Below are 26,508 nucleotides of genomic sequence, written 5' to 3'. Positions count from 1 at the left end.
CCTCACCGCGTCCTCTATTATAGGCACGATGAGTAAGTCGGGTCGTGCTGCGGCACATTTGAAGAAGACGGTCTCGCTACGACACCGCGGCCGCGTTGTGGCGTTGGCGTTTTTCGCTGCCCTGCTCACGGTGGGTTCTACGGTCGGCATTGGATATTCCGTCCTACAAGGCAACATTAAAAAGGACAATCCCGAGGAGCTCATTGGTACGGAACGCCCGAACGCCGAAAACACGGAAGCCATGAATATCCTCGTTCTGGGATCCGATGTTCGCTCCGGTGCCTCCGACATTGACGGCGCTGGAGCATCCGGTGCGGTCGATGGTATGCGCGCCGATACCACGATGATCGTGCATATTTCCGCCGACCGCTCACGGGTGGACATCGTCTCCATTCCACGCGACACACTGGTGGACATCCCGTCATGTTCGGTACGCAATGAACCGGGCTCGCCCGAAACATTCGATACCGACGAGCAGTACGATGCCATGTTTAACTCCGCCTTTGCCATCGGTGGGCAGACCGGCGACGTCGGCTCTGCCGCCGCGTGCACGATGAAGACGGTCGAAGCACTGACCGGCATTCGGCTGACCGGCTATATCGTGGTTGACTTCGGATCCTTCCAGGAAATCGTGGAAGCGCTCGGCGGTGTGCCGATGTATTTCGAGGAGGACATGTACGACTCCCTGGCCGGACTCGACGTGAAAGCGGGTTGCCGCCTGCTCAACGGTCAGCAGGCACTGGCCTTGGCGCGCGCCCGCAAGGAAATTGGCGACGGGTCAGACATCAGCCGTATATCACGGCAACAAGACCTGGTAGGTGCCATGGTGCGGGAGGTCCTCGACATGAACCTTCTCACCGATCTGCCTAAGCTCTACCAGGTGATGGAAGCCGGAACTGCCTCGCTCTCGACCAGCGACAACTTGGGCAATATCACCACACTCGCCAGTCTGGCGAACTCACTACGGAATATCAACCTCGACTCCATTAACTTCATTACTATGCCCTGGGAATGGGCAGGTTCCCGTGTTACCGTTGGGGAGGGCGCGGATCAGATCTGGGAAGCTTTGGCGAATGACACCCCGGTTACCGTCACAGTCAACGAAGAGGGCAAGGTCGTGGATCCTGATGCCGCCAATAATCCCGATACAGCGGGCGATGAAACCGACGGCGACACGACGGAGGACGTAGACACGTCGACTCCAACAACGACCATCCCCGCTTCCGTACCGTCTGCCGACGCACCATCAACCAGTACGACGACGCCGACCTGCAATAAGGAGAATGCCGTTGGCTGAGGACCAAAAACAGCCACCGTCCTTTGAGCCGAAGCGACGGCGTGCGCGCCCGAGCGCCGATGGTGCACGCACGGTCGGCTCCCGCCACGGCGCACTCCATTCACCGGCGAATTCGCCTCGCTCCAACAACGCGGCGTCTGCCTCTGCGGGCCGCGCCTCCGCCGCCTCGCGACGCCCGAAGTTACGCGATTCGAATGGAAACAGCCTAAGCAGCCCCAATTCTAAGAGCGAAGTCCGCGCCCGGCAGGACGACCAGACTCCCCCGCCTAGCTATCAGCCCGCCTCACGTTCCATGGCGTCGTCGCGTCCCTCCACCTCCAGCGCGGCCGCGATAGCGCGCTCCGCCCAGCAACAGCGTCCACAGGTGCACGTGCGTGGAGACTCCGCCTCACGCCAGCCCGCCCAGGAAGCGGGCCGACCAGCACGATCCGGCCGGTCCAACAACTCGTCCCGGTCGGCAGGCACGTCGCGCTCGGCCTCCCCCTCGCGCTCCGGCCATTCTGACAGGCCGAGCGGAAGGCGGCGACGGCGCAGAAAGTGGCCCTGGGTGCTGGGCGTCTTCGTGATCATTCTGTTACTTGTTATCGGATGGCCGCTCTACCTGCTGCACTACAGCAACTCCAAAATGGAGCATGTCAGTGCACTTTCCGGCCGCGCCGATACGCCCGGCACCACCTATCTCATTGTGGGTTCTGACCGGCGTGAAGAGAACGCCATCAACGATGGCACCGAGGGGCAACGCTCCGACACCATCATGCTACTGCAGGTTCCAGAAGCGGGATCTCCCGCCCTGGTCTCGCTTCCGCGCGATGCCTATGTGGCAATCCCGGGGTACGGCGACGGAAAGCTGAATGCCTCGTATTCGCAGGGCGGACCGGAACTCCTGGTGGCAACGGTCGAGAATCTAACCGGAATGACCGTTGACCACTATATTGAAATATCCATGGGCGGAGTGCAGCAACTGGTGGACGCGGTAGGCGGAGTCAATTTGTGCTACGACTACGACGTCTCGGATGCCGACTCACAACTTGAATGGACCGCAGGTTGCCACGATGTTGACGGCGCAACGGCATTGGCATTCTCGCGGATGCGCAAGGCGGATCCTCTCGGAGATATCGGCCGTACTATGCGACAACGACAGGTGGTCGGGAAGGTTGTCGATAAGGCCATCTCTCGGGATACGCTGCTCAGCCCGGGCAGGCAGAAGAACCTGGTGGGTGCGGTCGCCGAAAACCTGACCACCGATCCCGATACCTCCATGCTGTCGCTGGTGCGAGCGGGAATGTCGCTGCGGACCGTGATGGGAGAAGGCGGGCTAATCGGTGCACCGCCGATTGCCAGCCTTGACTACCGAGTGGGCGGCCAGTCGGTGGTCCTACTCGATCAGGAGCTGAGCGATCCTTTCTTCGAGAAAATGATGAACGGCACGCTGACTGCGGACGACTTTTACCAGGCGAGCTATTAGACCAGCTTGCGGGTGCTCCATGTTGGGGTGTCGGCCTCGCGCGTCGAGGTGCGGTCCCCACGTGCTGGGTTCTAGGCGTGCGGTGCGTCGGGTCGCGGGCGCCACGGGTCGCGCCGTGTACCGGGGTTTCTGCGCCGCGAATTGCATCGTTGGCGCCGCACATCGGCTTACCGGTGCGGTACGGCGGAGTGCTTCCGTGCCGAGGCGCTTCGGCATTGAGCCGCCCACCTGGCGTCGATAAACCGCGCGATCCTCGTCGAAAGGGCCGCGAGCTTTGCCGAAGTGTCGTCATCCTTGCCGCAAGGTCGTGAGTCTCGCCGACGACGTCGCGAACCTTGCCCAAAAAGGCCCGACCGCGTCGAAGAGAGTTCCGATGGCGTGGAGGCCCCGATTACGGCCGCTCCCGCCAGCTCGCACGCAATCGCTGCCCTTTCTGAACTGCCATCGCCCGCAGACTATCTTGGAACTCCACCATCTGCTGCCGTATTCCCTGGTCTTCCGCACCAAGGATGCGCGCCGCCAGCAGGCCAGCGTTGCGAGCGCCGCCAATCGAGACAGTTGCCACCGGCACACCGGCTGGCATCTGCACGATGGACAGCAGTGAATCCATTCCATCCAGGTGTGCCAGGGGTACCGGAACTCCAATCACCGGCAGTGGTGTCACCGCTGCCAACATGCCGGGAAGATGCGCTGCCCCTCCGGCCCCGGCAATGATCACGCGCAGGCCCCGCTCAGCCGCTTTCCGACCGTAGGTAAGCATATCCTCTGGCATACGGTGTGCGGAGACGACGTCGACCTCCACGGCGACGCCGAACTCCTGCAGGATATCCGCAGCGTCCTGCATAACCGGCCAGTCGGAATCGGACCCCATCACAATGCCCACTCGCGCGCCGACTTCGGCATTCGTCTGCGTCATTGCTTCTATATCCTTTCATCTGCTCACGCTCCCGGCCCCCAGCACACACCGTCATCCCTGCGCACAGTCGCAGTGGGCGGGAATCATAATGGCGCGGAGGCCTAAGGGAGCGCCTCTTCTCCCTGCAACATGGCGGCCGCACCGCGGGCCACTGTCAGCGCCTCTTGTAAGTCGTCGCTCAACACGGTAACGTGCCCCAGCTTCCGGCCCACCCGCACAGCCTTGCCGTATGTGTGGATTTTAACTTGCGGGTACTCCGCCATGACTCGCGCGTACGCCCGGCGGGGATCTTCAAGTGCGGAACCGAGAACGTTGACCATAACGGCATGCGGGGCGCGGGGGCGTGTTGAGCCGAGCGGTAAATCCAGCACGGCACGCAAATGCTGCTCGAACTGGCTGGTAACTGCCCCCTCAATGGTCCAGTGGCCGGAATTATGCGGTCGCATCGCCAGTTCATTGACACAAGGCCGCAGGTTGCCGTCCCGCCCGCGCGCCACGAACATTTCCACGGCAAGGATGCCCGTTACATCGAGTTCCGCAGCAATGCGCTCCCCCACCCGCTGCGCCTGGCGAGCCACGGCATCCCCAATAGCGGGAGCGGGAGCAATCACCTCGGTACAGATTCCGCCCTTCTGAACGGTTTGTACCAACGGCCAGCAACGTGCCTCGCCGGAGGGCCGCCGGGCGAGAAGCTGGGCCACCTCCATCTCGAAGGCGATACGTTCTTCCAGCAGAAGGCCGCCCGGCGCCTCCGTGAGCCACGCCTGTGCGTCGTCGGCATCGTGGATAAGCATCACGCCCTTGCCGTCATATCCGTCACGCGGCATCTTGAGAACGCCGACGCCACCGAACTCCTCCAGCCCTCGCGCAACGTCGGCTATGGATTTCACATTGCGCCAGCGTGGCTGTGGTACTCCCAATTCGTCCATCCGCTGCCGCATGGCTAGCTTGTCCTGCGCAAAGCGTAAGGCATGTGGACAGGGTCGCACCGGCACCTGCGTAGCCGCTTGTGCGAGGATCTGCTCGGGCACGTGCTCGTGCTCAACAGTGATGACATCCACATCTTGAGTCAGTTGGAGCACGCCCGAGGCGTCGTCGGCCTCGCCAAGGCGTGCATGAGGGATGACTTGCCCCGCTGCACCATCCAGCGCCTCAACTAAGGCATGGAGCTGGATTCCGAGCGCCGCTGCGGGTTCCTGCATCATACGGGCCAGCTGGCCGCCGCCTACAACTCCCACCGCGGGCGCCGCCGCTTCAGCGCCTGTACCTACCACATGACGCACGAGTCACTCCTCACCGTGTTGCATCGGTCGCATGCCACAACCGCGCCTAGCCACTACACTGATAACGTGCTTCACCCTAGTCATCTCGTCCACCGCCTCCTCAAAGGCCAGTCACCACGCGAATGGTTTGTTGAGTTTGTGCGCTTCTGCGTCGTTGGTCTGGGGTCGTATGTGGTTGATGTCGGCCTCTTCAACCTGCTTGCACACACCGGCCTCGTACACCTGCCGGGCGACCAGTCCATGACTGCCAAAATCATCTCGGTGAGTGTTTCCGTCGTATTCTCCTGGATGGTCAACCGCATGTGGACCTTCGGAGATCGACGCATGGCGAACAAGACCCGCGAGTTCACCATGTTCGTGCTCGTCAACATCGGTGGAATGCTCATTGCCCTCGCCTGCCTCGCCTTCTCACGCTATGGTCTCGGGCTGCGCAGCCAATTCGCCGACAATATCTCCGCGAATATCGTCGGCCTGGCCCTGGGCACAGCCTTCCGCTATATCATGTACCGCTACGTCGTATTCTCCGGTCAGCACGATAACCAGGATGCCACTGTTCCCACTCGCGCCACCGATGACGACGACTATGCGGACGGGGGCGGTGCTACGGGCGAGAGCAGGGCCGGTAATGACTGCGCCATGTGCGAGAGCGATGCCGGAGCTGGTGACGCCACTGGCAGGAGCGATGCCGGTGATGACGGTGCTGCGGGCGACGGCCGTCCGGACGACGACGCCAAAGAGGCCTATGAACCCGTCCCCGCCGTCTGACCCGGCGGTTGTCCAGTTCGCTGGCCCTTAGACTCGGCGGACGGTGTCCAAATCCCGTCCAAACGACTCGGGCGGGACGCAGTGGCCGTTGCAAATCCGCGTGATTCCGCCATTTTTAAATTGGAGCAATTCCACTTTACTGTCGTTTGGACGGGATTTTGACACTTCCAAACCGACGCAATAGCACCACGCGAACCGAGCGCAAGAACACCACGCAGTCCATGCGAACCGCCGCATCATGCAGTCCGGTCTATTGCGCGGGCATGCGCCGCAGTTCCACTGCCTCAATACGCCCGATCCCCTGCAGCTCGGGGGACCCGGCCTGAACCAAGGTGTAGCGTCCTGGTTTCACCGCTCGCAGCAGATTCGCCGTATTTCGATCAGTCAGCACGGAACCGGTATCCGCTTCATCCACCAATCGCGATGCAAGATTCACCGTGGGCCCGAAAATATCACCGAACCGCGACACCACGCCGCCCACACCAGGGAGGCCCGCACCGGAAGCATGCCGGGCACCTGCCGCAGTTCCTCCACAATCGAGCTAGCGACCTCGGCACCAACGACGACGTCGTCGGCAATGAACAAGAAGGCGTCGCCGATGGTCTTGACCACGCGGGCGCCGTGAGAAGCGATCACGTCGCGGCACGTGTATTCAAAGGTCTCAATCAACTCGATGAGCTCCGCCGAGCCAATCTCATTGGAGCGGTTCGTGAAGGCCACCATATCGACGAAGCCGACCGCGCGTTGCAGTTGCAGATCATCCGCGTTGGAGAGCTGCATTTCCGATACTTCGGCCTCGGAGCGTCGCAGCAACGAGGCAAGGTGGCGGCGCCAGGCGTAATTCATTTGCATGCGCAGGAAGTCTTCATAATCACCGAAATGGTCCAAGATCCAGAAGCGGGCCGATATCCCGTCCAGTTTCAGTTCATTCTCCGCATACTCCACTAGTGCCTCATGCTGCCAGAGCACCAGACGATCCGCCATATGCGATTCGGAGCGAATAAGTGATGTCAGCGATTCTTCGGTGAGCAGGCCCGATTCCAGAATGTCGCGGTGCTGGCGCAGCGACTCAATATCGACGTCGGCGAATACACGGTCGTTGTCTTCGTCCTCGATTGTCGGAAAGCCCATGGAGAGCCAGATACGCCGGGCGAGGCGGGTACTTATGCCCGCGATCTGGGCCGCCTCAGCCAAGGTATAGATCTCCCGACCGCCGAGCAGGCGATCAACGTGGCGCTGTACCGTGTTGCGTGAGGCCGAGGGTGTGCCGTCTGTGGCGGGCGCGTCGGGTACCGGCTGCGGCGACGAGGCCGGAGTGCCGGATGCAGATGCACTGCCGGGCGATGCCTCACGGCCGGGCACCTCACGGCCCACATCGTCCATGGTGCCGTCCATGGCGCTACTCACCACCGTTCCTCCTTCGCGTCGGCTGACTGAAGCCACAGCATTTCCGCAGGTCAAACCGCAGACACTGTAGCAGCTTGTGTTTTCGATCACAAATGAGTGTAGCGGCCAGAGCGCGCGACGTCGAGACTTTCCGGCGAATCCCTTCCATATTGCTCGCGCAGAGCATGCCCGCTGATCGGGCTGGACCATTAGGCTGGGATACATGACTGCACACGATGAAGCAACTGCACAGCCGCACACGGCACAAGAGGTGCCCTCAGCGATCGACGAGCTCAGCGAATCCTACTTCTGCGAGTTGCTCCGGCTTTCCCCCACGCTAACCACAAGCGTCGGCTTGGCGGGGGCCGATGAAGGTACTCTCGACGACTACTCGCCCGCCGGTACGGAAGCCGAACTGGCCCTGGCACGCACTACGTTGCAGTCCTTGGAGAAACTAACCCCACGCGACAGCGCCGACGCCGTGAGCGCCGCAGCCCTGCGCGAACGCCTCTCTCTGCAGGTGGAGTTCGCCGAGCAGGGGGAATCCGGCGGCACCATAGATGTCATCGCCTCGCCGATCCAGTTGGTCCGCGATTCCTTCGATCTTATGGCGCGTGACACCGCAGAGCAGTGGGTGACAATTGCGCGTCGGTTGGAAGCCGTTCCCGGTGCGTTGACCGGCTATCTGGTGTCATTGAACAAGCGTCTGGACTCCGGGCCCGCCGTCGCGCTGCGGCAGGTGGAACGCTGTGCCGAACAGTGCGACACCGTTGCCGACGCCGACCGCTCCTCCCTGCAGCGACTGGTCACAGCCGGTGCCGCCGCGCATCCAGAGCTGGCCGAACGGCTGAATGCGGCAGCCGCCACCGCACGGGCGGCTTACGGTGAGTTGGCCGAAACCCTGCGCCGGGATGTCGCACCACGGGCCACGGAACTGGACGCCGTCGGTCGTGATCGCTACCAGTTATTCTCGCGGGAATTCCTCGGCTCGACCGTCGACCTCGACGAGACCTATGAATGGGGGCTCTCCCAGCTTGAGTCCATCGTGGCCCAACAGGAGGAAATCGCCCGCGAACTGTATGGGCCCGGCGTCAGCGTGCGCGAAGCGATGAACCGGCTCGACGCCGATCCCCGCTACCGTATCCACGGCACGGACACGCTGCGCGAATGGATGCAGAAGACGTCCGACGACGCCGTCGCCGCCCTCAACGGCACCTACTTCGACATCCCGGCGGCCATGCGCCAAATTACCTGCCGCGTTGAGCTTGATGGCACCGGCATCATCTATTACACCGGCCCCACCGAGGACTTCTCACGACCTGGTCAGATGTGGTGGTCCGTCCCCTCCGGTGTGACGGATTTCTCCACCTGGCAGGAAAAGACAACGGTCTATCACGAGGGTGTTCCCGGGCATCACCTGCAGCTCGGACTGGCCACCTATCTGCGCGATAAGCTCAACCTGTGGCGCCGCCTCGGATGCTGGGTATCTGGACACGGCGAAGGCTGGGCGCTGTATGCCGAACAACTGATGGACGAACTCGGTTTCCACGACAATCCGGCAGATCGTATGGGCATGCTCGATTCGCAACGCCTACGCGCGGCACGCGTCGTTGTTGATCTCGGTGTTCACCTCGGAAAGCCCGCCGGTCAGTGGGGCGAGGGGCTTGGGACCATGAGTCTGCCTGGCGCTTCCTGCGGGAGAACGTCGCCATGGATCCGGCATTTCTCTCTTTTGAACTGGATCGCTACCTAGGCTGGCCCGGGCAGGCACCCTCCTACAAGATCGGGCAGCGCATTTGGAATGAGCTGCGCGAAGAGGCACGTGGTGCCGCTGCGGCGGCGGGGCGCGAATTCGACTTGAAGGAATGGCATATGCGCGCACTCTCCTTCGGATCGCTCGGTTTGGATGTGTTGCGCGACGCCCTGCGGGAGGCCGAGTAATGCCCCCTGCATTGCCGCCGGAAGACGCAGGGTCTGTTTCCTCGGACCCGACAGGCGCGCTGCATCCGGTCCCAACAAACTCGGCGCCTGGTGAGCAGTCTGGATCGCTGCCACTAGTTCCTGCGCTCACCCCGTCCTTGGAACCCGCGCGCATCCCGCCTCAAAGTCCGGGCGGATTGGCCCCGGACCGTTCCACGGGCGGTCCTCACCTCTCGCTGCTGCTAGCAAGCAAATCCCCCGCCCGGCTGTCGATCCTGCGGCAGGCCGGCATTGAACCACTTGTCCACGTCTCGCATGTGGACGAGGAGTCTGTGCTAACGGGAGTGAAAGGCGGCCCTCAGCGGCAGGTACTTGTTCTCGCTACCGCAAAGGCACGCGCCGTCGCGCGGCAGCTACGCGCCGACCGGGCGGATAGCGGACAGTCCAGCATTGAGCCGACCAGTATCCAGTCGCCCGTGGCCTTGACGGAAGGGAACCCGGCAGGCGGAGCTCTCGCCGACGGCGTCGCTGGTCATTACGCATCGTTGCCCGGCCCCGCCGTCGACGAATCGCATAGCGGAGCAGGCGCACTCCACGAATCGGCGGAAAGCCGCACATCGGGTGAAGTCCGCGCATCAGGCGAAAGCAGCGCATCGGCTGAAGGCGACGTCTCCGCTGCGGGCAGCACCTCGGTTGAAGGCAGCACGCCCGCTGCAGTCAGCACAAACGCCGCACTCCCTGACCTGATTCTGGGCTGCGACTCCATGTTCGAGTTCCAGGGCAAACTCTTCGGCAAGCCGCGCAACGCCGACGAGGCGCGCGAACAGTTGCGCGCCATGTCCGGGCAGTCCGGATTCCTGTACACCGGGCACTGCCTGCTGCGCCCACAGACCGTGTTCAGCCTAAGTGCCGTCCAAGAGTCAAGCGTCCGATTCGCCCGCATGTCCGACGCCGAGATCGATGCTTATATCTCCACCGGTGAACCTTTGAATGCTGCGGGATGCTTCATGATCGATGGCATGGGCGGCCCCTTCGTCACCGGTCTGCACGGGGACTATCACAACGTAGTCGGCCTGTCTCTTAGCTTGCTGCGCAACATGCTGGCAGAGCTCGGCCTGTCCGTGGCGCAGCTGTGGACACGCCCGGGCGTGAAATCGGTTCCGCTTACGCCACGCGGCAGTGAATTCCTGCAAGACACCAGGCTTTTCAACCCCCAGCAGGATTCTGACGGCTTCGTATTTTGCGGGAACTGCAGGCAGCGGCACTGGGGTCTGGCCGGGGCAGCCGGTCTCGCCCTGTTCCGACGTCACGAAGGACGCCCGCAGGTGTTGCTGCAGTTGCGGGCGCCATGGTCTCATAACGGCGGTACCTGGTCGATCCCCGGCGGGGCATTGCGGTGTGATGAAACCCGCCAGCAGGGAGCTCTGCGCGAGTTCGCGGAGGAAACGGGTATCGGTGCGGAGCATATCGCCATTACGACCAGTTACGTCATTGATCATCAAGACTGGAAGTACACCACCTTCACGGCACAATGCCTCGACGACGTCACTCCCACGCCGAATAACGAGTCGCAGGAGCTGCGCTGGTTCGACGTCGATGACATCCCCACCGGCGTGCCGGGTACATTACATCGGCAGTTCGCAGAAGGATGGCAGACCGTACGTGGGCTCATGCCCCAGAGGTGAGATAGGCACAGCGCACCGCCGCTACAAGACACACCGGCACTACAAGCCGGGCAAAGCACCTAATGAGATAGTCACCGCACGTCGGCGCCACTAGGCACGTCGGCACTACAAGCCGCACAAGGGAGCTTAATCAGATAGTCGCCACACACTGGCACCACAAGCACACCGGCACTACAAGCCGCACAATACGCTTAAGCCCCAAATCTGAGACGAGCGCCCGTTCGGACCGCTCACTGGTCGGCTTGTCAACGGCAACCCGGTGCAATCCGATAGGCTTGGCCCATGAGTGACAACACCGCGTGGGGCTTCGGCCTCGCAACCTCCCGCCCGGATGGCAAGGTACTGGATGTCTGGTACCCGCACCCGCAGCTCGGCAGCCCGCCTGACGACGCCCAGCCGGATCCCCTGCTGCTATCACTTGAGAGCGACGACGAGCTACGCCGCGTCCACCTGCGCATCGTGAAAACCGTCATCAACCTCGACGATGAACCCTCCAGCGCGGCTGGCGCTTACCTGCGGCTTCATTTGCTGTCATGGCGCCTAGCGCAGCCCAACAGCATCAATCTGGATGGCATCTTCTCGGTGTTGGAGAACGTGGCGTGGACCAGCTCGGGCCCTTGCTTCCTGGAAGACTTCGACGCAACTCGCATGCGCATTCGTGCCGCGCGCAACACACCGATCCGTATCCTCTCTGTCGATAAGTTCCCGCGCATGGTGGACTACGTCATCCCCTCCGGCGTGCGCATCGCCGATGGCAACAACGTGCGCCTGGGCGCCTATCTGTCGGAGGGCACCACCGTGATGCATGCAGGCTTCGTCAACTACAACGCCGGGTCGTTGGGCCGAGCGATGATCGAGGGTCGCGTCTCACAGGGCGTCGTCGTCGACGACGGAGCCGATATCGGCGGAGGCGCCTCGACCATGGGAATCCTCTCCGCCGATGAGAAAAAACGCGTACGTGTAGGAAAGAGATCACTACTCGGGGCCAATTCCGGTCTCGGTATTGCGCTGGGCGACGATTGCATTGTGGAGCCGGGGCTGTATGTCACAGCGGGCACGCGCGTCACGCTGCTTCCAACCGGAGGTGTGACTCCCGGCCGCGAGGGCTACATCCAGGAACCCGACGTCGTACCTGCCCGCATGTTGTCCGGGTTGAACAACATCATGTTCCGCCGCAATTCCACCTCCGGCGCCGTGGAGGCATTACCGCGCCCAGGCGCGAACGGTAGCGAGCTCCAGGCGCTTATGCAGACCAGCTGACGGGCGCGGAGCGCGGCTGGGCCGCGTCAGCCCATAGGGCGCGGCTGGGGCACGGCGGCTCGCAAGAGCTTCTAGCACACCGGCCCGCAAGACGCAGGCCTGCAAGAAGTGGAGGGTTTTTCAAGAAACAGAGGAAAAATTCCGACACTTCTCCACAAACCCTCCACTTCTCGCCCGCACCCGCTGCCGGGCGCGCCCACGCCCCACGCCACGGGCGGCAGGTTCTCTCTACAGGCGCTTGATATCCATGTCGAAGGTCAGCGCCACGTCGTGCAGCTTGGCACGGCGGTTACGCGGCACCCAATCGCGCTTCTCGATTCCCACGTACACCTGCCGCGGGCGCCCGATGCGCTGCGTCGGATCCGTGATCATCTCACGGTACTGCGCAATCCAGCCGGGCAGGCGGCCCAGCGCGAAAAGCGGCGTGAACATCCGGGGCGGGAAGCCCATTGCCTGATAGATCAGACCCGAGTAGAAATCGACATTCGGGTATAGCTTGCGCTCGATGAAGTAGTCATCCGCCAGAGCCGTCTCCTCAAGTTCCTTGGCGATGTCGAGCAGCTCGTTGTCGCCGCCCAGGCTCCCCAACACCTCGTCTGCCAGCGACTTCACTACACGAGCACGCGGATCGAAATTCTTATAAACGCGATGGCCGAAGCCCATCAAGCGTACCTTGTTCTCCTTGTTTTTCACCTGCCGCACGAACTCGGCAACACTGATCCCGGAATCGCGAATCTGCCCGAGCATGCTGAGCACCGCCTCGTTCGCACCGCCGTGCAACGACCCAGACAGTGCACCGACGCCGGCCGCCACCGAGGCATACATATTCGCCTGGGACGATCCCACGAGGCGCACCGTCGACGTCGAACAGTTCTGTTCGTGATCCGCATGGAGAATGAACAGTTTGTCCAATGCGTTCACAATTGTCGGATCGATCTCCTGCATCTGATAGGGCAGGCCGAATGTCATACGAATGAAGTCTTCGGTGTAGGAACGCGACGCATCCGGGTACAGCAGCGGTAACCCGGTCGCACGCTTGGCAATATACGCGATCATGGTAGGAACCTTCGCCATGAGCAGTACCGTTGCCAAGTCCAACTGCTCCGGGTCGCGCGGATTAAGGGTGTGCTCGTAATAGGTGGCGAGGCCGGCGATGCCGGATTGCAGGATTGCCATGGGATGCCCGCCTGCCGGGAATGCTGTGAAGAATGCCTTGAAGTCTTCGTGCAGCAGAGTATGTCGCTTGATTGAACGGGTGAAATCGGCCAGCGACTTCGAGTCCGGCAACTCGCCGTACACCAGCAAATAGGCAACTTCCAGAAAAGTACAGTTCTCCGCCAGCTGCTCGATGGGATACCCCCGGTAACGCAGGATGCCGGCGTCGCCATCGATATATGTGATCTCAGACTCGCATGAGGCGGTATTAATGTATCCGGGATCAAGGGTGACAGCACCCGTCGTCGCCATCATCTTCGAGATCCGTAGTCCATCAAGGCCCACCGTCGCACCTGCGCGGGGAAGCTCCATGGCTGTGCCGTCAACTTCCAGGCGCGCTGGACGCGGGGCATTGTTCTCAGTCATTGTGACCTCCTCATTTTGCGGCTCACGCCGCTCAGACCCCGGCGGGGCCGTGAGATTTCCTCTGATGCACGATACTACGTTCCCGGCGGCCCGATCGTCGAGGCGGCAGGGATGAGACTTTGAAAGAGAACCTGCTTCAGGTTCTACGACGGCGCAGGCCGATCACTGCCCCATCCGGTCGCACGTCCGGTCATTCCGGCTTCACGACTGCGCAGGGCCCACTCAACGCGCAGCCGAGCCGGGCGGGATACTACCCCGTGGCCGCGCATTCCACGTCACTGGCACTGGTACCCAGGCGAAGCACCGCAGCACGGGTCTTCGCGGGCAATGCCCACGCTGACCAACCCCCACACCCACTCGACTGGAGCAGGATCGCGGCCCCACGCGCGTCATGCGCCGGGCGGCCTCACGCCTGAGCGCGCTCCAACTCTTCCGGCAGCAGGGGCAAGCGGCGCACGGCCTCGGCGATGGCCTCGTCATGGGCCGTCAACGCAATACGCACCCGCTTGCGCCCCGCCTCTCCGTAGAAGACTCCCGGCGTCACGACAACGCCCAGGCGGGCGCAGGCATGGACAATATCCCAGCAATCGGCGCTGCCGCGCCGGTCCGCGGCCCATAGGTAGAGTCCTGCAACGCAAGCCGGATCGTCGATGAGACCCGCCGCCTCCAACACCCCGCGCAAGGCCTCCCGGCGTCGGCTATAGACCTCACGCTGGGCCTCCATATGGGTGGTGTCATTGAGCCCCACCGCCATCGCGTGTTGCACCGGTGCGGGCATCATGAATCCCGCGTGCTTACGAATCTCGGTGATTGCGGCAATGCGCTGCGGGTCGCCGGCTAGAAATGCCGCGCGATATCCCGCCAGGTTGGACTGTTTGGACAGGGAATACAAGCTGAAGATGCCCCGGTAGTCGCCGTCGCACACGCGCTGGTCAAGTATCGACGGCGCCTCGGGAACCTCCCACACCAGTTCCGCGTAGCATTCATCGGATGCCACTACTACCCCACGCGCACGCGCCCAAGCCAGTATTCTGCGCAGTTGCTCCACATCGAGCACGTGCCCGTTCGGGTTTCCGGGAGAATTGAGCCACAGCATGGAGATGTTCTCGGGCCACGAGTCCGGGTTCGCGTCGGCGTCAATCGGGCAGGGCGTAGCACCCGTGAGGCGAGCACCGACGTCGTACGTCGGATATGAGGTCTGCGGGAAGGCGACGACGTCGCCATTTCCCAGGCCGAGCAGAGACGGCAGCAGCGCGACCATCTCCTTGGAACCAATCGTGGGAAGGACGCCGAGGGTGGCACCTGCGTCAACGCCGAGAGAGGCGCCGACAGCGACGCCGAAAGATGCCCCGGCAACAACACCGCGCCGTCGAGCCAGCCATTCATAGATCGCCTCGCGCAGTTCCGGACTGCCAATTGTCGCGGGATAGCCGGGCGAGTCGCTTTCCTCGCGCAGTGCCTGCTGGATGATCTCCGGCACCGGGTCGACGGGCGTGCCGATCGTCAGATCGACCAAGCCTCCCGGGTGAGCGGCGGCGCGCTCACGCACCGGAAGCATTGAGTCCCAGGGAAAGTCGGGAAGTCGGGAGGCATCTAGAGGCATCGTTACTCGCTGGCGTCACGCGGGGGCAGCCCCGCAACGTAGGGGTGATCTTTGCCGGTGGGGCTTACGGCGGCGGCGCCGCCCGGTGAGCCGAGGTCGTCGAAGAACTCGGCGTTCACTGACTTGAACACCGACCATTCTTCCGGCACATCGTCCTCGTAGTAAATGGCCTCAACGGGGCAGACCGGTTCACATGCACCGCAGTCAACGCACTCATCCGGGTGTATGTAGAGGGTTCGCTCGCCCTCGTATATGCAGTCCACCGGGCACTCATCCACACACGCCCGGTCTTTCACGTCCACACAGGGCAGGGCGATGATGTACGTCATATCCCAACTCCTTTTCTACGGATATCTACGTGTTTATTATCGCTGGTTTCGCATGAGAACGCGAGAGCCAATATAACCCTGCTCCGCAGGCCATTGCCAGCTCGACCCGTCGGAGTCAGCCGCCCGTTCAGCCCGCCAGAGCCCACCTGCCAGCGTGAACCCGCTAGCCCGGCCCCGCCAGATTGAACCAGCCCGTTCAGCCCGTCGGACTGCAGACGACGGCGTCAACGGGAGCGTAGGTCCACGCGTAGCTCGACTCCTCTTCGACCTTACCCTCGCGTGCCACGGTCCGGCTCACCGTCACCGTGAAGCCGGAGCCGCCGGCACCCGAAGGCACACAGTCTGCAGCCGGATTGTAGCTGGTACTGGGCGCCACATAGGCGTAGGGATCGGAAGTCGACGTCGTGACATCCCAATACTTCGTCGACCACAACTGCGAGTGCACCTGCCCGTCGGCAACCCAGGTATCGATCACGGCGCCGTAGGGGGTGTTATTGGTCCACTTCATATCGATCTGCCCTTCCCACAGTGTGGCCTCACGGCCCATGGGATAGCGGGAGAAGTACTTGGAATGCGGTTTGTGCTCCACGTCTGTGAACCCCGCCAAATAACCAATGTTGAAGGTATTGGTGGACAGCTGGGAAAGCCCTCCACCCATGGCGGTGGAGTTGAAACCGTCCGCCACCACACCGGAGGAAACGAATCCGTGTTCAGCATCGATCGGACCGAGCGCGTCCAACAGCGAGAAGGTCTCACCGGGCATCACCAAGGTGTTGGTGATCTTCGCCGTTCCAACCTCCAGGTTGGTGGTCCGCACAGCGTCGTTGGTCAACGGGGTCTCAATCTGGGAGACCACTTCCGTCACGCCCAGCGCTTCGGCATCCGCCGTGCTGAACTCCGCCTCCACTTCCTTGGTTGGTGCCTCAACCGTGCGGTTTCCGGAAGAAACCGCCGTGACCGCATCGACGGCGAGTTGCTCGTCGTCAATGCCCACACCGTTTTCCGACGGCGTGATCGTGGGAGTTGTGTGGTTGGCAATCTCAATGCGTGCATCCGTACCGGGTGTGAGAATATCGGGAACGGTTTCACGGACGATGTCTCCGAGCTGCTCCGAGTCCAGCTCCAGGGCGAGTTCGCCGTCGTTCTCCGTGAAGCTCGCTGCGGCCGCCAACTGCTCTGGCGTCAACTCGACGAGCTTCTCCTGTACGGTAACGGAGAGCTTGTCTGCAACAAGCGGCTCGGCGAGTTCAGTGAGAGCTTTTTGCGCCTTCTCGTCATCAATGACCGGATCAATCGTGGATACCTCAAGATTGATCGGTTGAGTCACGGTGAGCGCATCCGTGGAGAACACATCGCGCGCGGCTTCACGTTCCAGCGCAATTCCCCGTTCCGACGGCTTGACGCTAGGCGTGGTGCCATCGAACACGATGTCTGCGTTGACGGCGTCCGTGTCAGTCTTTTCGGCAAGATCGTCGACGACGGAGGAAAGCTCAGCCTCATCAACGGTCAAGACCGGTTTAACGTTGCGTCCCCCGGCGATATGCGCCCACAGGCGGCGGGGGTCCAAAGAAAAACCAACGAGTGAGTTGAGGGTGCCTTCTTTGTCCAGATCGAGTGAGTATGAGGCAGGATCAACCGTGTAGCTTTCACCGGCGACGGTTACCTGAATCGGGTCACCAAGCTTTTCGCGCAGCGGCTCTTCCAGGGCGGTTGCCGCTTCACTGCGCGTCATACCCGAAACGTCAACGCCAACCACTTTTGTACCAGCCGGAATTCGCTCCGCGAAGTAGTATGCCGCCCCCACATAAGCTCCGCCCAAAAGGATGACTGTTGCTGCGGTGATCCATGGCCACCGACGGCGGCGCTTCTTCACCGGCGTGCCTCCTTCATCCGAAGAGGAGCCGCTATTCTCCTGCCCCTGGGCAATTCCGGCAGAAGCGACACTGTCAGCGCCAGGTATAACTGTGGTTTTATCAGCCGCCTTCGTACTCGCACCTTCGGCGACCGCAGCGGCAGTACCTGTCTCGACTGTGGCGGTACCTGTCTCGACTGTGGCGGTACCTGTGCCATCAGCGGCGGTCGCAGCTGAACCGCCTCCGGCAATATCGGCACGCGCCCCCTCAGAGGTGGTTGAATCCCCGCCTGCAAGAGTGGCCGAATCCGCGGCAGCTTCCGCCACATCCGTGACCGTAACCTCGGTGGTAGCTGCAGATTCTGGCGCGGCGTCGTGTGGCGCCTCTTGGGTGCCCGCCGCGTCTTTTCCGGTCGTCGCGTCGTCGTCTTCCGCCACAACTAGCCTCCAACATTACTAGACATATGGCTTGATTTTACCGGGCAGATCCCTACGCTCAGGAGTTGGCGCAACCACGAGCAACGTATCTTTCGCCACATAGAAGCGCGAAAGTCTGCGACTCAAGAGTTCACCGCCTCACTCCGTGCTAGTCTGCAGCCTTCTCGCCGGAGGTCGAATCCGGCCTCCGGTATGCCAGCAGCAGGCTCGGGACCAGCGCCGCTACCGGAGCGAGAATCAACCAGAGTTGCGATACCCACTGGTCAACGCTAAGAACCGAATCGTTGACTGGCGGGAACATGAGCAGCCAAATCGTTGCACCTATCACACCCGGTGCGTACCCCAGCCATACGTAGGGTTTCTTCCATTCGAGCAGAAACCACGTACCGCTGGCTACTAACGCCGTGGCGAGCACCAGGCCGACGACGGGCAAGTCCACCGGACCACTGTGCATCACAGTGGCCAACATCCCAACCAGGAGTCCCCCGAGCGCGCCCAGGACGATCTGCAGTACCTTCACATTCTCTCCTTCTCCGGCCAGCCTCCACTGTAACCCGACCGTGTGGTAGCACTAGCACCGATTGCACCCACTCATCACCGATGCGTTGCACTCATAGTGGCACCTGTACTCGAGCGCGGCGGACTGATTTCGTCATGGGACGCAAACCATCACTAGTGACTCGGTTACCCGAGAGCAATGGGGATGATTGCCATGACGACCAGCCACACGGCTCCCGGCTCAGTGCCCTCCCCGCCGATGGCGGGCCGCCTGCTTGTAACGTTCGGTTGAATCGAGGATCACCTTACGGATTCTAACGGCCTGCGGGGTGACTTCAATGCACTCATCGTCGGCAGCGAACTCGATGCATTCTTCCAGGGTCAGATGCCGCGGCGCCTGCAGCTGCTCGAACACGTCTGCCGTCGAGGAGCGCATATTGGTCATTTCCTTGGCGCGCACCACGTTGACATCCATATCCTCATCGCGCGGATTCTCACCCACAACCTGCCCTTCGTATACCTCCTGCCCCGGTTCGATGAAGAAGGTGCCGCGGTCCTCCAGCCTCTGAAGCGCGTACGCCGTCGCCTGCCCGGCTCGATCAGAGACCAGGGATCCGGTGGCACGCGAAACAATCTCCCCCATCCAGGGGGCGTAGCCGTCGCTGATCGACGAGGCGATGCCGGTGCCGCGAGTGCGAGTCAGGAACTGGGAACGGAACCCGATCATGCCTCGCGCGGGAACGACGAACTCCAGGCGAACCCAGCCCGAGCCATGATTGGACATAGTGTCCATGCGCCCCTTGCGTGCGGCCATCAACTGCGTGACCGCACCCAGGTACTCCTCCGGCACATCAATAGTGGTGCGCTCCATCGGCTCACAGAGCGTGCCATCAATGGTGCGGGTGACCACCCGCGGCTTGCCGACGGTAAGCTCAAAACCCTCTCGGCGCATCTGCTCCACCAGGATGGCCAAGGCCAACTCGCCGCGGTCCTGTACTTCCCACTGGTCCGGTCGGTCGGTTGGCAGTACGCGGATCGACACATTTCCCACCAGCTCGCTATCCAGCCGGTCCTTGACTTGCCGCGCGGTGAGCTTGTGCCCCTTCTCGCCACCCGCCAGCGGGGAGGTATTAATACCGATGGTCATGGAAATGGCCGGATCGTCCACGTGGATCAGCGGCAGCGGGCGCGGATCCTCCGGGTCTACCAGCGAATCTCCGATAGTGATCTCTGCAATCCCCGCCACAGCAACAATGTCACCGGCACGCGCGGACTCCGTCGATTCCCGTTCGAGGCCGCGGGTTGCGAGGAGTTCGGAAATATGAACCTTGGTTACACTGCCATCGTGGCGTGACCACCCCACCCAGGAGCCCTTACGCAGCTCGCCGGAGTAGATGCGGGTCAGCGCCAGACGCCCGAGGAATGGCGAGGCATCCAGGTTGGTCACCTGAGCCGCCAGCGGAGCCTCGGCATCGAAGCTTGGAGCGGGAATGTAGTGGAGGATGGCCTCAAAAAGCGGCTCCAGATCGTGGTTGGCAGGTAGCTCGCCGTCGCCCGGGCGTCGAGTATCCGCATAGCCCGCCTTCGCAGCGCAGTAGATGACGGGGATCTCCAGGAGGCGGTCCAGGGCGTCGTCGTCGGGCTCCTCCAAATCGGCCATCAGTGAGAGCAGCAGGTCCTGCGTCTCGTTAACGACTTCGTCAATTCTGGCATCCGGCCGGTCTACCTTATTGACGACGGTGATCACCGGCAGGTGGGCTTCCAGTGCTTTACGTAGTACAAAACGTGTCTGCGGCAACGGCCCTTCTGAGGCATCGACCAGCAGCACGACGCCGTCCACCATGGAGAGCCCGCGCTCCACCTCGCCTCCGAAGTCGGCGTGGCCGGGGGTGTCAACAACATTGATAACGACGCCCTCTGGGGCGCCAAAAGCTGCAGCTGACGGTCCGGTGTAGGTGACGGCGGTGTTCTTGGCGAGGATGGTGATCCCCTTCTCGCGTTCCAGGTCGCCGGAGTCGAGCACGCGCTCACCCGTTTTCTCCACGGTGGCGCGTTCCCCGAAGGCGCCGGACTGCCAGAGCATGGCATCCACCAAAGTGGTCTTCCCGTGATCCACATGGGCGACAATTGCGACGTTACGCAGATCCTTGCGCGTACTCATGTAATGAACTTCCCCTCTCCACACCGTGCGCATACGCCCACGGCAGCTATCAGAGTCATGCACTCGGCGGCTTATGGGACTCGTACCCAGCACTGCCGGGCACGCACCCAGCAGCCAGCGGACTCACGTGCCGATCAGCTATCAGACTCACGCCCCAACAGCCATCGGACTCAACAGCCATCGGACGCAACGCGCCCGGCGGCACGGGGTATACGCGAGACCAGCCTGGTACCGGCAGCTCCTTCATGGGCGTGCATGTTGGATTCATAGGCATGCCAGTTCGAACGGTGCCGAGGCCGTGTCCTCTATCCATGACCAGACCACTTCCGAAGGAGCGCACAAGTCGCGTACCGATAGTACGCGATCTGGGCGCGAATGAGCATTCGTAAGGCCACATCGCCCCTAGATCACACCGATCACCCTGCTTTTATTCTCACCAACCACAAACTGGGAGCCTCCGCGAGCCGACACGGCGGATGGGCTCCTTCAAGACTCGCCTACCACAAACATCTTCTGGCTCAGACCCCTCCAGTTCAGAGCGCACCTGCAGCAAGGTTCAGTAGGAGCCAGCGTAATTCCACCGCCGCGCCGGGCCCCGTTAGACGCCACCTATTGCCCGTACCGTCACTCGTATCGCTCGTACCGCTACTCCTAAAGCGTCCAGGTACGCGCCGATAGCGCACCACTGAGCGCCGCAGAAGAACACCTGTGCGACAATCTGCACATGGCCGATGTGAAGGAACCCCGCTACGTGCTGCGCAACCGCTCCCAGATCATCAAGGGAGTTGTCCTCTGCATGATCGGCCTTGTCTTTGTGATCGCCACCCTCATCGAAGGAGCCCGGCTCGTCACCCTCATTCCCCCGCTGCTCGTGTGTGGCGGAGCAATCGGTACCGCCGCCGTGCTGTATTTCTTGCCCGCCGTTACGCTCGACGCCGCAGGCGTGACAGTGAGAAACTGGGTTCGCAGCGTCCGGGTTCCATGGTCAGAGTTCACCGGCGTAGAGAACCGTTACGACACCGCCGTCCTATCCTCGGTTCGCGGCGTACCGCATCGCGATACGGTTGCCTCCTTCCCCGGATCGGGTGGAATCACACGCGGACGCGACCGCTTGAGTGATTCGCACCCGCTCCACCGCACCGACAATGCGTCGTCACTGCCCATAGATTTCACTGCGACTTCCGGTACACATACCCGGTGGATAACGTTCCGTCAATTCCCCTCGGCACTGGAACGCTACCGCGAGAAGCACGCGCGCCGCAGCGGCGGCGCGCCGCGCGTACAGCACGTAGAACCGGTCTCCGCGGTGATCCTCGGCCTGTCCTTGCTGCTGATCGCCGCCGGGATCTGGAGCGTCGTCCTTCTGTCCGGGTAGCCAGTGCCTAGATACGCAGTTCGGAGACCTCTTCGCCCAGCGACTCCAGCAGTTGATGACGAGCCTCACGGCGACGACGTTGCTCATGCGGCTCAGGAACCGGCGCGGCCGCCAGCAGCTGCTGCGTGTACTCCTCCTGCGGGTTGTGCAGCACCTCGGTGCGCAGTCCACGCTCCACGACCTCACCGTTCTGCAGCACGACCACGCGGTGCGCGAGCATATCGATTACCGCAAGGTCATGCGAGATGAACAAGCAGGCGAACCCGAATTCATCCTGCAACTCCGAGAGCATGGTCAGTACCTGCGCCTGCACGGACACGTCCAGCGCAGATGTGGGTTCGTCCGCGATCAGCAGGCTCGGCGACAAGGCCAAAGCGCGCGCAATACAGACACGCTGGCGCTGGCCGCCGGAAAGCTCGTGCGGGAAGCGGTTGTACGTGGACTTCGGCAGACGAACGGCATCGAGCAATTCATACACGCGTTCTTGCCGGGAAGCACTGTTGCCTACTCCGTGTACAACGAGCGGCTCTGCAATGCAGTCTCCGATGGGGAAACGCGGATTCAACGAGGCCGCAGGGTCCTGGAATACAACGCCGATCCGCGCTCGCGCGGCACGTGCATCCTTCTTCGACAACGAGAGCAGATCCTCACCAAAGATCTTGATCTCACCGGCAGCCGCTGGAATCAAACCTAGGACGCACTTGCCAATCGTTGACTTCCCGGAACCCGACTCGCCGACGAGGCCGACGATTTCCTTCTCCGCGATATCTAGCGAGACGCCATTAACCGCGCGGAACGGAGCCTTGCCATTGCGCTCGTACTCAATGACGAGATCCGTGGCCTCCAGAACCTTGTTTTCAAGGTTCAGCTCCGCTTCCTTCTCCTCGCTGAAACCAAACTGTTCGCGCCCCGCACCCAAGTGCGGAACCGCCTCCAACAATCGCTTTGTATAAGGATGCTGCGGATGATTGAGTACATCATCAACCGAACCCGACTCTACGATGTTGCCGCGGAACATCACATGGACCGTGTCTGCCATATCCGCGACGACGCCCATCGAATGGGTAATGAGCAAAATGCCCGCATTGAGTTTGTCTTTCAAGGACCGAAGAAGATCGAGGATCTCCGCCTGAACCGTCACATCGAGTGCGGTCGTGGGCTCGTCGGCAATAATCACCTCGGGATTGCAGGAGATCGCAATCGCGATAACGACGCGCTGTCGCTGACCACCCGAGAGCTCGTGCGGATACTGGCTCATGCGCGCCTCGGCGTCGTCAATGCCGACCATCTTCAGGAGTTCGATCGCCCTCTCGCGCGCCTCCTTGCCGAAGGCCAACCCGTGGATCTCCATGGATTCGGTCATCTGCCGCCCGATGGTCAACACGGGGTTCAGAGCCGTCATTGGCTCCTGAAACACCATCGCGACGTTCCGTCCCCGCAGATTGCGCAGGCCACGCGAAGACATGCCCTGCACTTCCCGACCGGCGACGACGATCTCACCGGTAATCGTGGCGTTGCGCGGCAGAAGCCCGAGCGCCGTCGTCGACGTCACCGACTTGCCCGAACCCGATTCACCGACCAGGGCAACAACTTCGTGCGGATGTACCTCGAGGCTCACTCCGCGCACAGCATGCACGCGGCCGAACTCTGTCTTGAACTGGACATCGAGTTCGTCGAAGGAAAGAATCGGCTCCTCGGAGCGAGCATGCACCTTGACAAAGGCGTTCTCTCGGCCGTTCGCCTGCGTCGCAGTGCCTTTGTTCTCCTCGGACGAGGCATTTGCCGCGGCAGGCTCCGCACCAGCGCCCTCCGGTTCAGCTGGCGAATCTGCTGCTGGAGCCGCATCCGCCGCGTTCCCCGTGGCGTCCTGTTCACCGCGAGTCTCTTCCACCTCGTGCGAGTCTTCAGTATTCGAGTTGGTCATCTCAGCCAACCTTTCCCTTCTGGCGCGGGTCGAAAGCGTCACGCAGGCCGTCACCGATGAAATTCACGGTGAGGGCAATAAGCAGAATCATGGCTGCCGGGGCGAAGAAGAGCCACGGACGGGTGGAGAACGTTGTCTGATAGGTGGAAATGAGCAAGCCCAACGATGTATCAGGCGCCCTCACACCGAAACCGAGATAGGACAGCGATGTCTCCAGCAGAACCGCTGAAGCGATGGACAGTGTCGCGCTCACAATGATCGTTCCCAGGCAGTTTGGGAGGATATGCCGCAAGATAATACGTGGCGCGGAAGCCCCCAGTGCGTGCGCGGCAGAAACGAACTCCCGCTCACGCAACGACATCACCTCACCGCGAACAAGGCGAGCCAGACTTGTCCACGAGAGCAGTCCCAACATCACGGCCATCACCATCACGCCGTGGCTACCGGTGATTTGCCCTACGACCGCGGCGAGCACAAGCAGCGGGATAACAATGAACAAGTCGGTCAGGCGCATCAGGATACTCTCCAGCCAGCCCCGGAAGTAGCCGGCCAAAGCCCCGATGACTGTGCCGACAAGAGTACCGACGATTCCCACCACAAAAGCGATGATGATGGAGATCTGCGTACCGCGCATAACAAGCGCGAAATAGTCCTTACCGACATTGTCCTGCCCGAAGGGGTGTTCTCCCAGGTGGAACCAGCCGATAGTCGGTGCACCGCCGTTAATGGTTGGCGAAGTCTGCCGATAGCCGTACTTCCACCAGCCGGGAATCGGACCAATCCCGATAGAGGTGAAGGCTAGAAGTACAGCAAGTACGAAGAGAATCAGCGAGATCATCGCGGCGCGATGATGGAAGAAACGTCGACGTACGAGCTGTCCCTGAGAGTACGACTTGTCGGTTGTCTGATCGAGTACTTCATCATCAATCTCAACGGCGTCAAAAAGCTTCTCGTTTGTAACCGACGCCGAGTCATGCTCACTCATGCGCACCTCCTAAGAATCGAAACGGACTGGGGTGTGTAAATCATCAAGCTCACCGCCTAATCCGTGGATCGATGTACGCGTACGCAATATCAGCGAGCATATTCATGACAACTGCCGCAGTGGCAGTCACAGCGAAGAATGCCATGACCGGGGCCGGGTCAATCTGCCGCAAACCCACGGCGAAGAGTTGGCCCATCCCTTTCCAACCAAAGACGTTCTCGGTGATAACTGCACCACCTATAAGGCCGGCGAAATCGAATGCCACAATTGTCGTGATTGGAATCATGGCATTTCGGAAAGCATGCCGGGTTATGACCATGCGTTCGGGAAGCCCTTTGGAGCGTGCGGTACGCACGTAATCCTGCTCAAGCACCTCCAGCATGGAAGAGCGAGTGTAACGCGTGTACGCGGCAACCGACATCAGGGTCAAGGAAATCGTCGGCAACATCAGATGCGTCGCATTGTCAAGAACGCTGTACCAGAAGTACTGAGATCCGGCAAAGTTCGGAGTTTCTGAACCAATGGTTGAAACCGGTCGTCCACCGACCAGGCTGACGTAGTCCGGCCAGTAACGTGCCATGAAATCGATGATTATACCTACGAGAACACTAACCGCAGTCCAGATACACGCCCAGACAACCGAACGCTTCGCGTAGCCGCCAAACACCAGTCCGATGACCACAGCAATGGCAACGCCGACAGCGAGGAGGATGAACATGAAGCCCCATGTCGGATCCCACAACTGCCCTTGCAGCGCCACCGCGATAGCGATCATAACCGCCGCCGTTCCAAGAGCCGATAGCAGTGCCCGACGGTTCGCAAGGCCGGTAAACAGCGAAGTGAACATTACCGCGCCAGCGATACCAACGATGACTTCAATGACATATCCCGACGTGGGGTTGTTGAACCAGCGCGTCATCGAGACGTACTGCATAATGCCGAGTACCAGCGCGAAAGATACCCCAAAGGTGAGCATGCGACGTTTGGAATCTCCCGCAAATAGGCCCTGTGTAAACGCCGCGAAAAGTAGGGCGACGATTATCGATGTGAGCAGCGAAATCGTCGGATCGCTCAGCCAGTTGTTAAAGCGAATTGCGCCATACTCCTTCAGGAGCACCGCGAAAACAAAGGATGGCAGAGAGTAGAAGACAAAGGCGAGGAAGGTGATCGTGTAGTCGGTGCCCGAGTACTGGCGAACTGCTGTCATCACGCCGAAGAAGATGCCAAGAATAATCGCCAAAATCGTAGCGAGAAGAACCAATCGAATTGTGGAACCCAAGGCATGGCCGAGCAAGGTGTTGACGCTCTGCCCCGAGCGGTTCACACCGAAATCACAGGAGCCACGCAAACATCCGCTAACTCCGCGCAACCAATTCCAGTAACGCACGTACCAGGGATCGTTGAGATGCATAATGGCCGCACGCTGTGCCATAAGGTTCTCGCGGTTCTTCGCGCTGGACTCGCGCAGATCAGCGAGTGGGTCGCCCGAATTAATCGTCAGGACGAACATAAGCACCGATGCCAGGAAAAGGATGACAACGGAGATCCCCACCCGTTTGGCAATGAATCTAAACACTAGACGAACTTCTTTCCTCACGCGCCCGGCAGCACACGTGTTGACCAATCAGTCAGTATCCCAAATGGCCCTTACGCCGGGCAGATCGTGACCGACCGTCGTAAGCGACCTAACTTTACACGCTTGATCTGCGTGCGAGGCGTATTGGCGGGAGATGCTTGACGGAGATCACAGTGGCGAGACAGACGCATAGCCTGTCCCGCCACTGT

The 26,508-nt window shown here is 61.4% G+C and carries 22 protein-coding genes; 8 read left to right on the top strand and 14 right to left on the bottom strand.

What is annotated here, in order from left to right; translation table 11 throughout:
• Positions 1–28 precede the first annotated feature (28 nt).
• Entirely contained in the window at positions 29–1,297 is a 1,269-nt protein-coding gene (locus DDD63_RS03275; protein WP_108715167.1) for an LCP family protein, read from the top strand.
• Positions 1,298–1,570: 273 nt separating this feature from the next.
• On the opposite strand, the gene DDD63_RS03270 is transcribed toward DDD63_RS03275, so the two are convergent.
• Positions 1,571–1,867, bottom strand: a complete 297-nt coding sequence (locus tag DDD63_RS03270) for a hypothetical protein (protein WP_108715166.1) — start codon at positions 1,865–1,867, stop codon at positions 1,571–1,573.
• Here DDD63_RS03270 and DDD63_RS03265 point away from each other — a divergent pair.
• Entirely contained in the window at positions 1,860–2,762 is a 903-nt protein-coding gene (locus DDD63_RS03265; RefSeq protein WP_240611392.1) for an LCP family protein, read from the top strand. The two genes, DDD63_RS03270 and DDD63_RS03265, sit on opposite strands and share 8 nt — an antisense overlap.
• A 391-nt stretch (positions 2,763–3,153) precedes the next feature.
• On the opposite strand, the gene purE is transcribed toward DDD63_RS03265, so the two are convergent.
• Positions 3,154–3,678, bottom strand: coding sequence for a 5-(carboxyamino)imidazole ribonucleotide mutase (purE, locus tag DDD63_RS03260; RefSeq protein ID WP_108715165.1), 525 nt, complete (start codon positions 3,676–3,678; stop codon positions 3,154–3,156).
• Between the two features lie 101 nt (positions 3,679–3,779).
• Positions 3,780–4,961, bottom strand: a complete 1,182-nt coding sequence (locus DDD63_RS03255; protein ID WP_240611390.1) for a 5-(carboxyamino)imidazole ribonucleotide synthase — start codon at positions 4,959–4,961, stop codon at positions 3,780–3,782.
• 66 nt (positions 4,962–5,027) lie between these two features.
• On the opposite strand from DDD63_RS03255, the gene DDD63_RS03250 reads away from it, so the two are divergent.
• Positions 5,028–5,726, top strand: a complete 699-nt coding sequence (locus DDD63_RS03250) for a GtrA family protein (protein WP_240611383.1) — start codon at positions 5,028–5,030, stop codon at positions 5,724–5,726.
• Positions 5,727–5,976: 250 nt separating this feature from the next.
• On the opposite strand, the gene DDD63_RS12750 is transcribed toward DDD63_RS03250, so the two are convergent.
• Together DDD63_RS12750 and DDD63_RS03245 are read right to left on the bottom strand one after the other, a co-directional pair.
• Positions 5,977–6,162, bottom strand: coding sequence for a hypothetical protein (locus DDD63_RS12750; protein ID WP_240611381.1), 186 nt, complete (start codon positions 6,160–6,162; stop codon positions 5,977–5,979).
• Complete coding sequence (locus tag DDD63_RS03245) at positions 6,159–7,133, bottom strand: adenylate/guanylate cyclase domain-containing protein (RefSeq protein WP_240611380.1); 975 nt, start codon at positions 7,131–7,133, stop codon at positions 6,159–6,161. The genes DDD63_RS12750 and DDD63_RS03245 overlap by 4 nt, the downstream gene beginning before the upstream one ends.
• Before the next feature lie 202 nt (positions 7,134–7,335).
• On the opposite strand from DDD63_RS03245, the gene DDD63_RS03240 reads away from it, so the two are divergent.
• From DDD63_RS03240 to DDD63_RS03230, 4 genes are all read left to right on the top strand, one after another.
• Positions 7,336–8,865, top strand: coding sequence for a DUF885 domain-containing protein (locus DDD63_RS03240; protein ID WP_240611376.1), 1,530 nt, complete (start codon positions 7,336–7,338; stop codon positions 8,863–8,865).
• Entirely contained in the window at positions 8,823–9,053 is a 231-nt protein-coding gene (locus DDD63_RS12745) for a DUF885 family protein (RefSeq protein WP_240611375.1), read from the top strand. The genes DDD63_RS03240 and DDD63_RS12745 overlap by 43 nt, the downstream gene beginning before the upstream one ends.
• Positions 8,978–10,717 (top strand): Maf family protein, encoded by a 1,740-nt coding sequence (locus DDD63_RS03235; RefSeq protein ID WP_125482417.1) that lies wholly within the window; start codon positions 8,978–8,980, stop codon positions 10,715–10,717. Before DDD63_RS12745 ends, DDD63_RS03235 begins: the two co-directional genes overlap by 76 nt.
• A gap of 282 nt (positions 10,718–10,999) precedes the next feature.
• Positions 11,000–11,977, top strand: coding sequence for a DapH/DapD/GlmU-related protein (locus DDD63_RS03230; protein ID WP_108715162.1), 978 nt, complete (start codon positions 11,000–11,002; stop codon positions 11,975–11,977).
• A gap of 228 nt (positions 11,978–12,205) precedes the next feature.
• Here DDD63_RS03230 and DDD63_RS03225 read toward each other — a convergent pair whose 3' ends face one another.
• From DDD63_RS03225 to typA, 6 genes are all read right to left on the bottom strand, one after another.
• Positions 12,206–13,558 (bottom strand): citrate synthase, encoded by a 1,353-nt coding sequence (locus tag DDD63_RS03225; protein WP_108715161.1) that lies wholly within the window; start codon positions 13,556–13,558, stop codon positions 12,206–12,208.
• 406 nt (positions 13,559–13,964) lie between these two features.
• Positions 13,965–15,161, bottom strand: a complete 1,197-nt coding sequence (dapC, locus tag DDD63_RS03220) for a succinyldiaminopimelate transaminase (protein ID WP_108715160.1) — start codon at positions 15,159–15,161, stop codon at positions 13,965–13,967.
• 2 nt (positions 15,162–15,163) lie between these two features.
• Positions 15,164–15,490, bottom strand: coding sequence for a ferredoxin (fdxA, locus tag DDD63_RS03215; protein ID WP_108715159.1), 327 nt, complete (start codon positions 15,488–15,490; stop codon positions 15,164–15,166).
• Between the two features lie 196 nt (positions 15,491–15,686).
• Positions 15,687–17,780 carry a VanW family protein gene (locus tag DDD63_RS03210; protein WP_108715158.1) on the bottom strand — a complete coding sequence of 698 codons (2,094 nt, stop codon included), beginning with the start codon at positions 17,778–17,780 and terminating at the stop codon, positions 15,687–15,689.
• A gap of 148 nt (positions 17,781–17,928) precedes the next feature.
• Positions 17,929–18,300 (bottom strand): hypothetical protein, encoded by a 372-nt coding sequence (locus tag DDD63_RS03205; protein WP_108715157.1) that lies wholly within the window; start codon positions 18,298–18,300, stop codon positions 17,929–17,931.
• 219 nt (positions 18,301–18,519) lie between these two features.
• On the bottom strand, positions 18,520–20,439 hold the full coding sequence (gene typA, locus DDD63_RS03200; RefSeq protein ID WP_108715156.1) for a translational GTPase TypA: 1,920 nt from the start codon (positions 20,437–20,439) through the stop codon (positions 18,520–18,522).
• Between the two features lie 724 nt (positions 20,440–21,163).
• Here typA and DDD63_RS03195 point away from each other — a divergent pair.
• Positions 21,164–21,814, top strand: coding sequence for a PH domain-containing protein (locus DDD63_RS03195; protein ID WP_108715155.1), 651 nt, complete (start codon positions 21,164–21,166; stop codon positions 21,812–21,814).
• Positions 21,815–21,821: 7 nt separating this feature from the next.
• On the opposite strand, the gene DDD63_RS03190 is transcribed toward DDD63_RS03195, so the two are convergent.
• From DDD63_RS03190 to DDD63_RS03180, 3 genes are read right to left on the bottom strand one after another with little or no spacing between them, the layout of a single operon-like run.
• A complete protein-coding gene (locus DDD63_RS03190; RefSeq protein WP_108715154.1) occupies positions 21,822–23,738 on the bottom strand; it encodes an ABC transporter ATP-binding protein in 1,917 nt (638 codons plus the stop codon).
• A gap of 1 nt (position 23,739) precedes the next feature.
• Positions 23,740–24,723: an ABC transporter permease gene (locus DDD63_RS03185; RefSeq protein WP_108715153.1), complete on the bottom strand. Its 984-nt coding sequence runs from the start codon at positions 24,721–24,723 to the stop codon at positions 23,740–23,742.
• 49 nt (positions 24,724–24,772) lie between these two features.
• On the bottom strand, positions 24,773–26,299 hold the full coding sequence (locus tag DDD63_RS03180; RefSeq protein WP_108715152.1) for an ABC transporter permease: 1,527 nt from the start codon (positions 26,297–26,299) through the stop codon (positions 24,773–24,775).
• Positions 26,300–26,508 lie beyond the last annotated feature (209 nt).

This window comes from Actinobaculum sp. 313, assembly GCF_003073475.1.
Lineage (GTDB): Bacteria > Actinomycetota > Actinomycetes > Actinomycetales > Actinomycetaceae > Asp313.
Note: the sequence above shows the minus strand (reverse complement) of the source record. Positions and strands in the feature narration are given on the sequence as shown.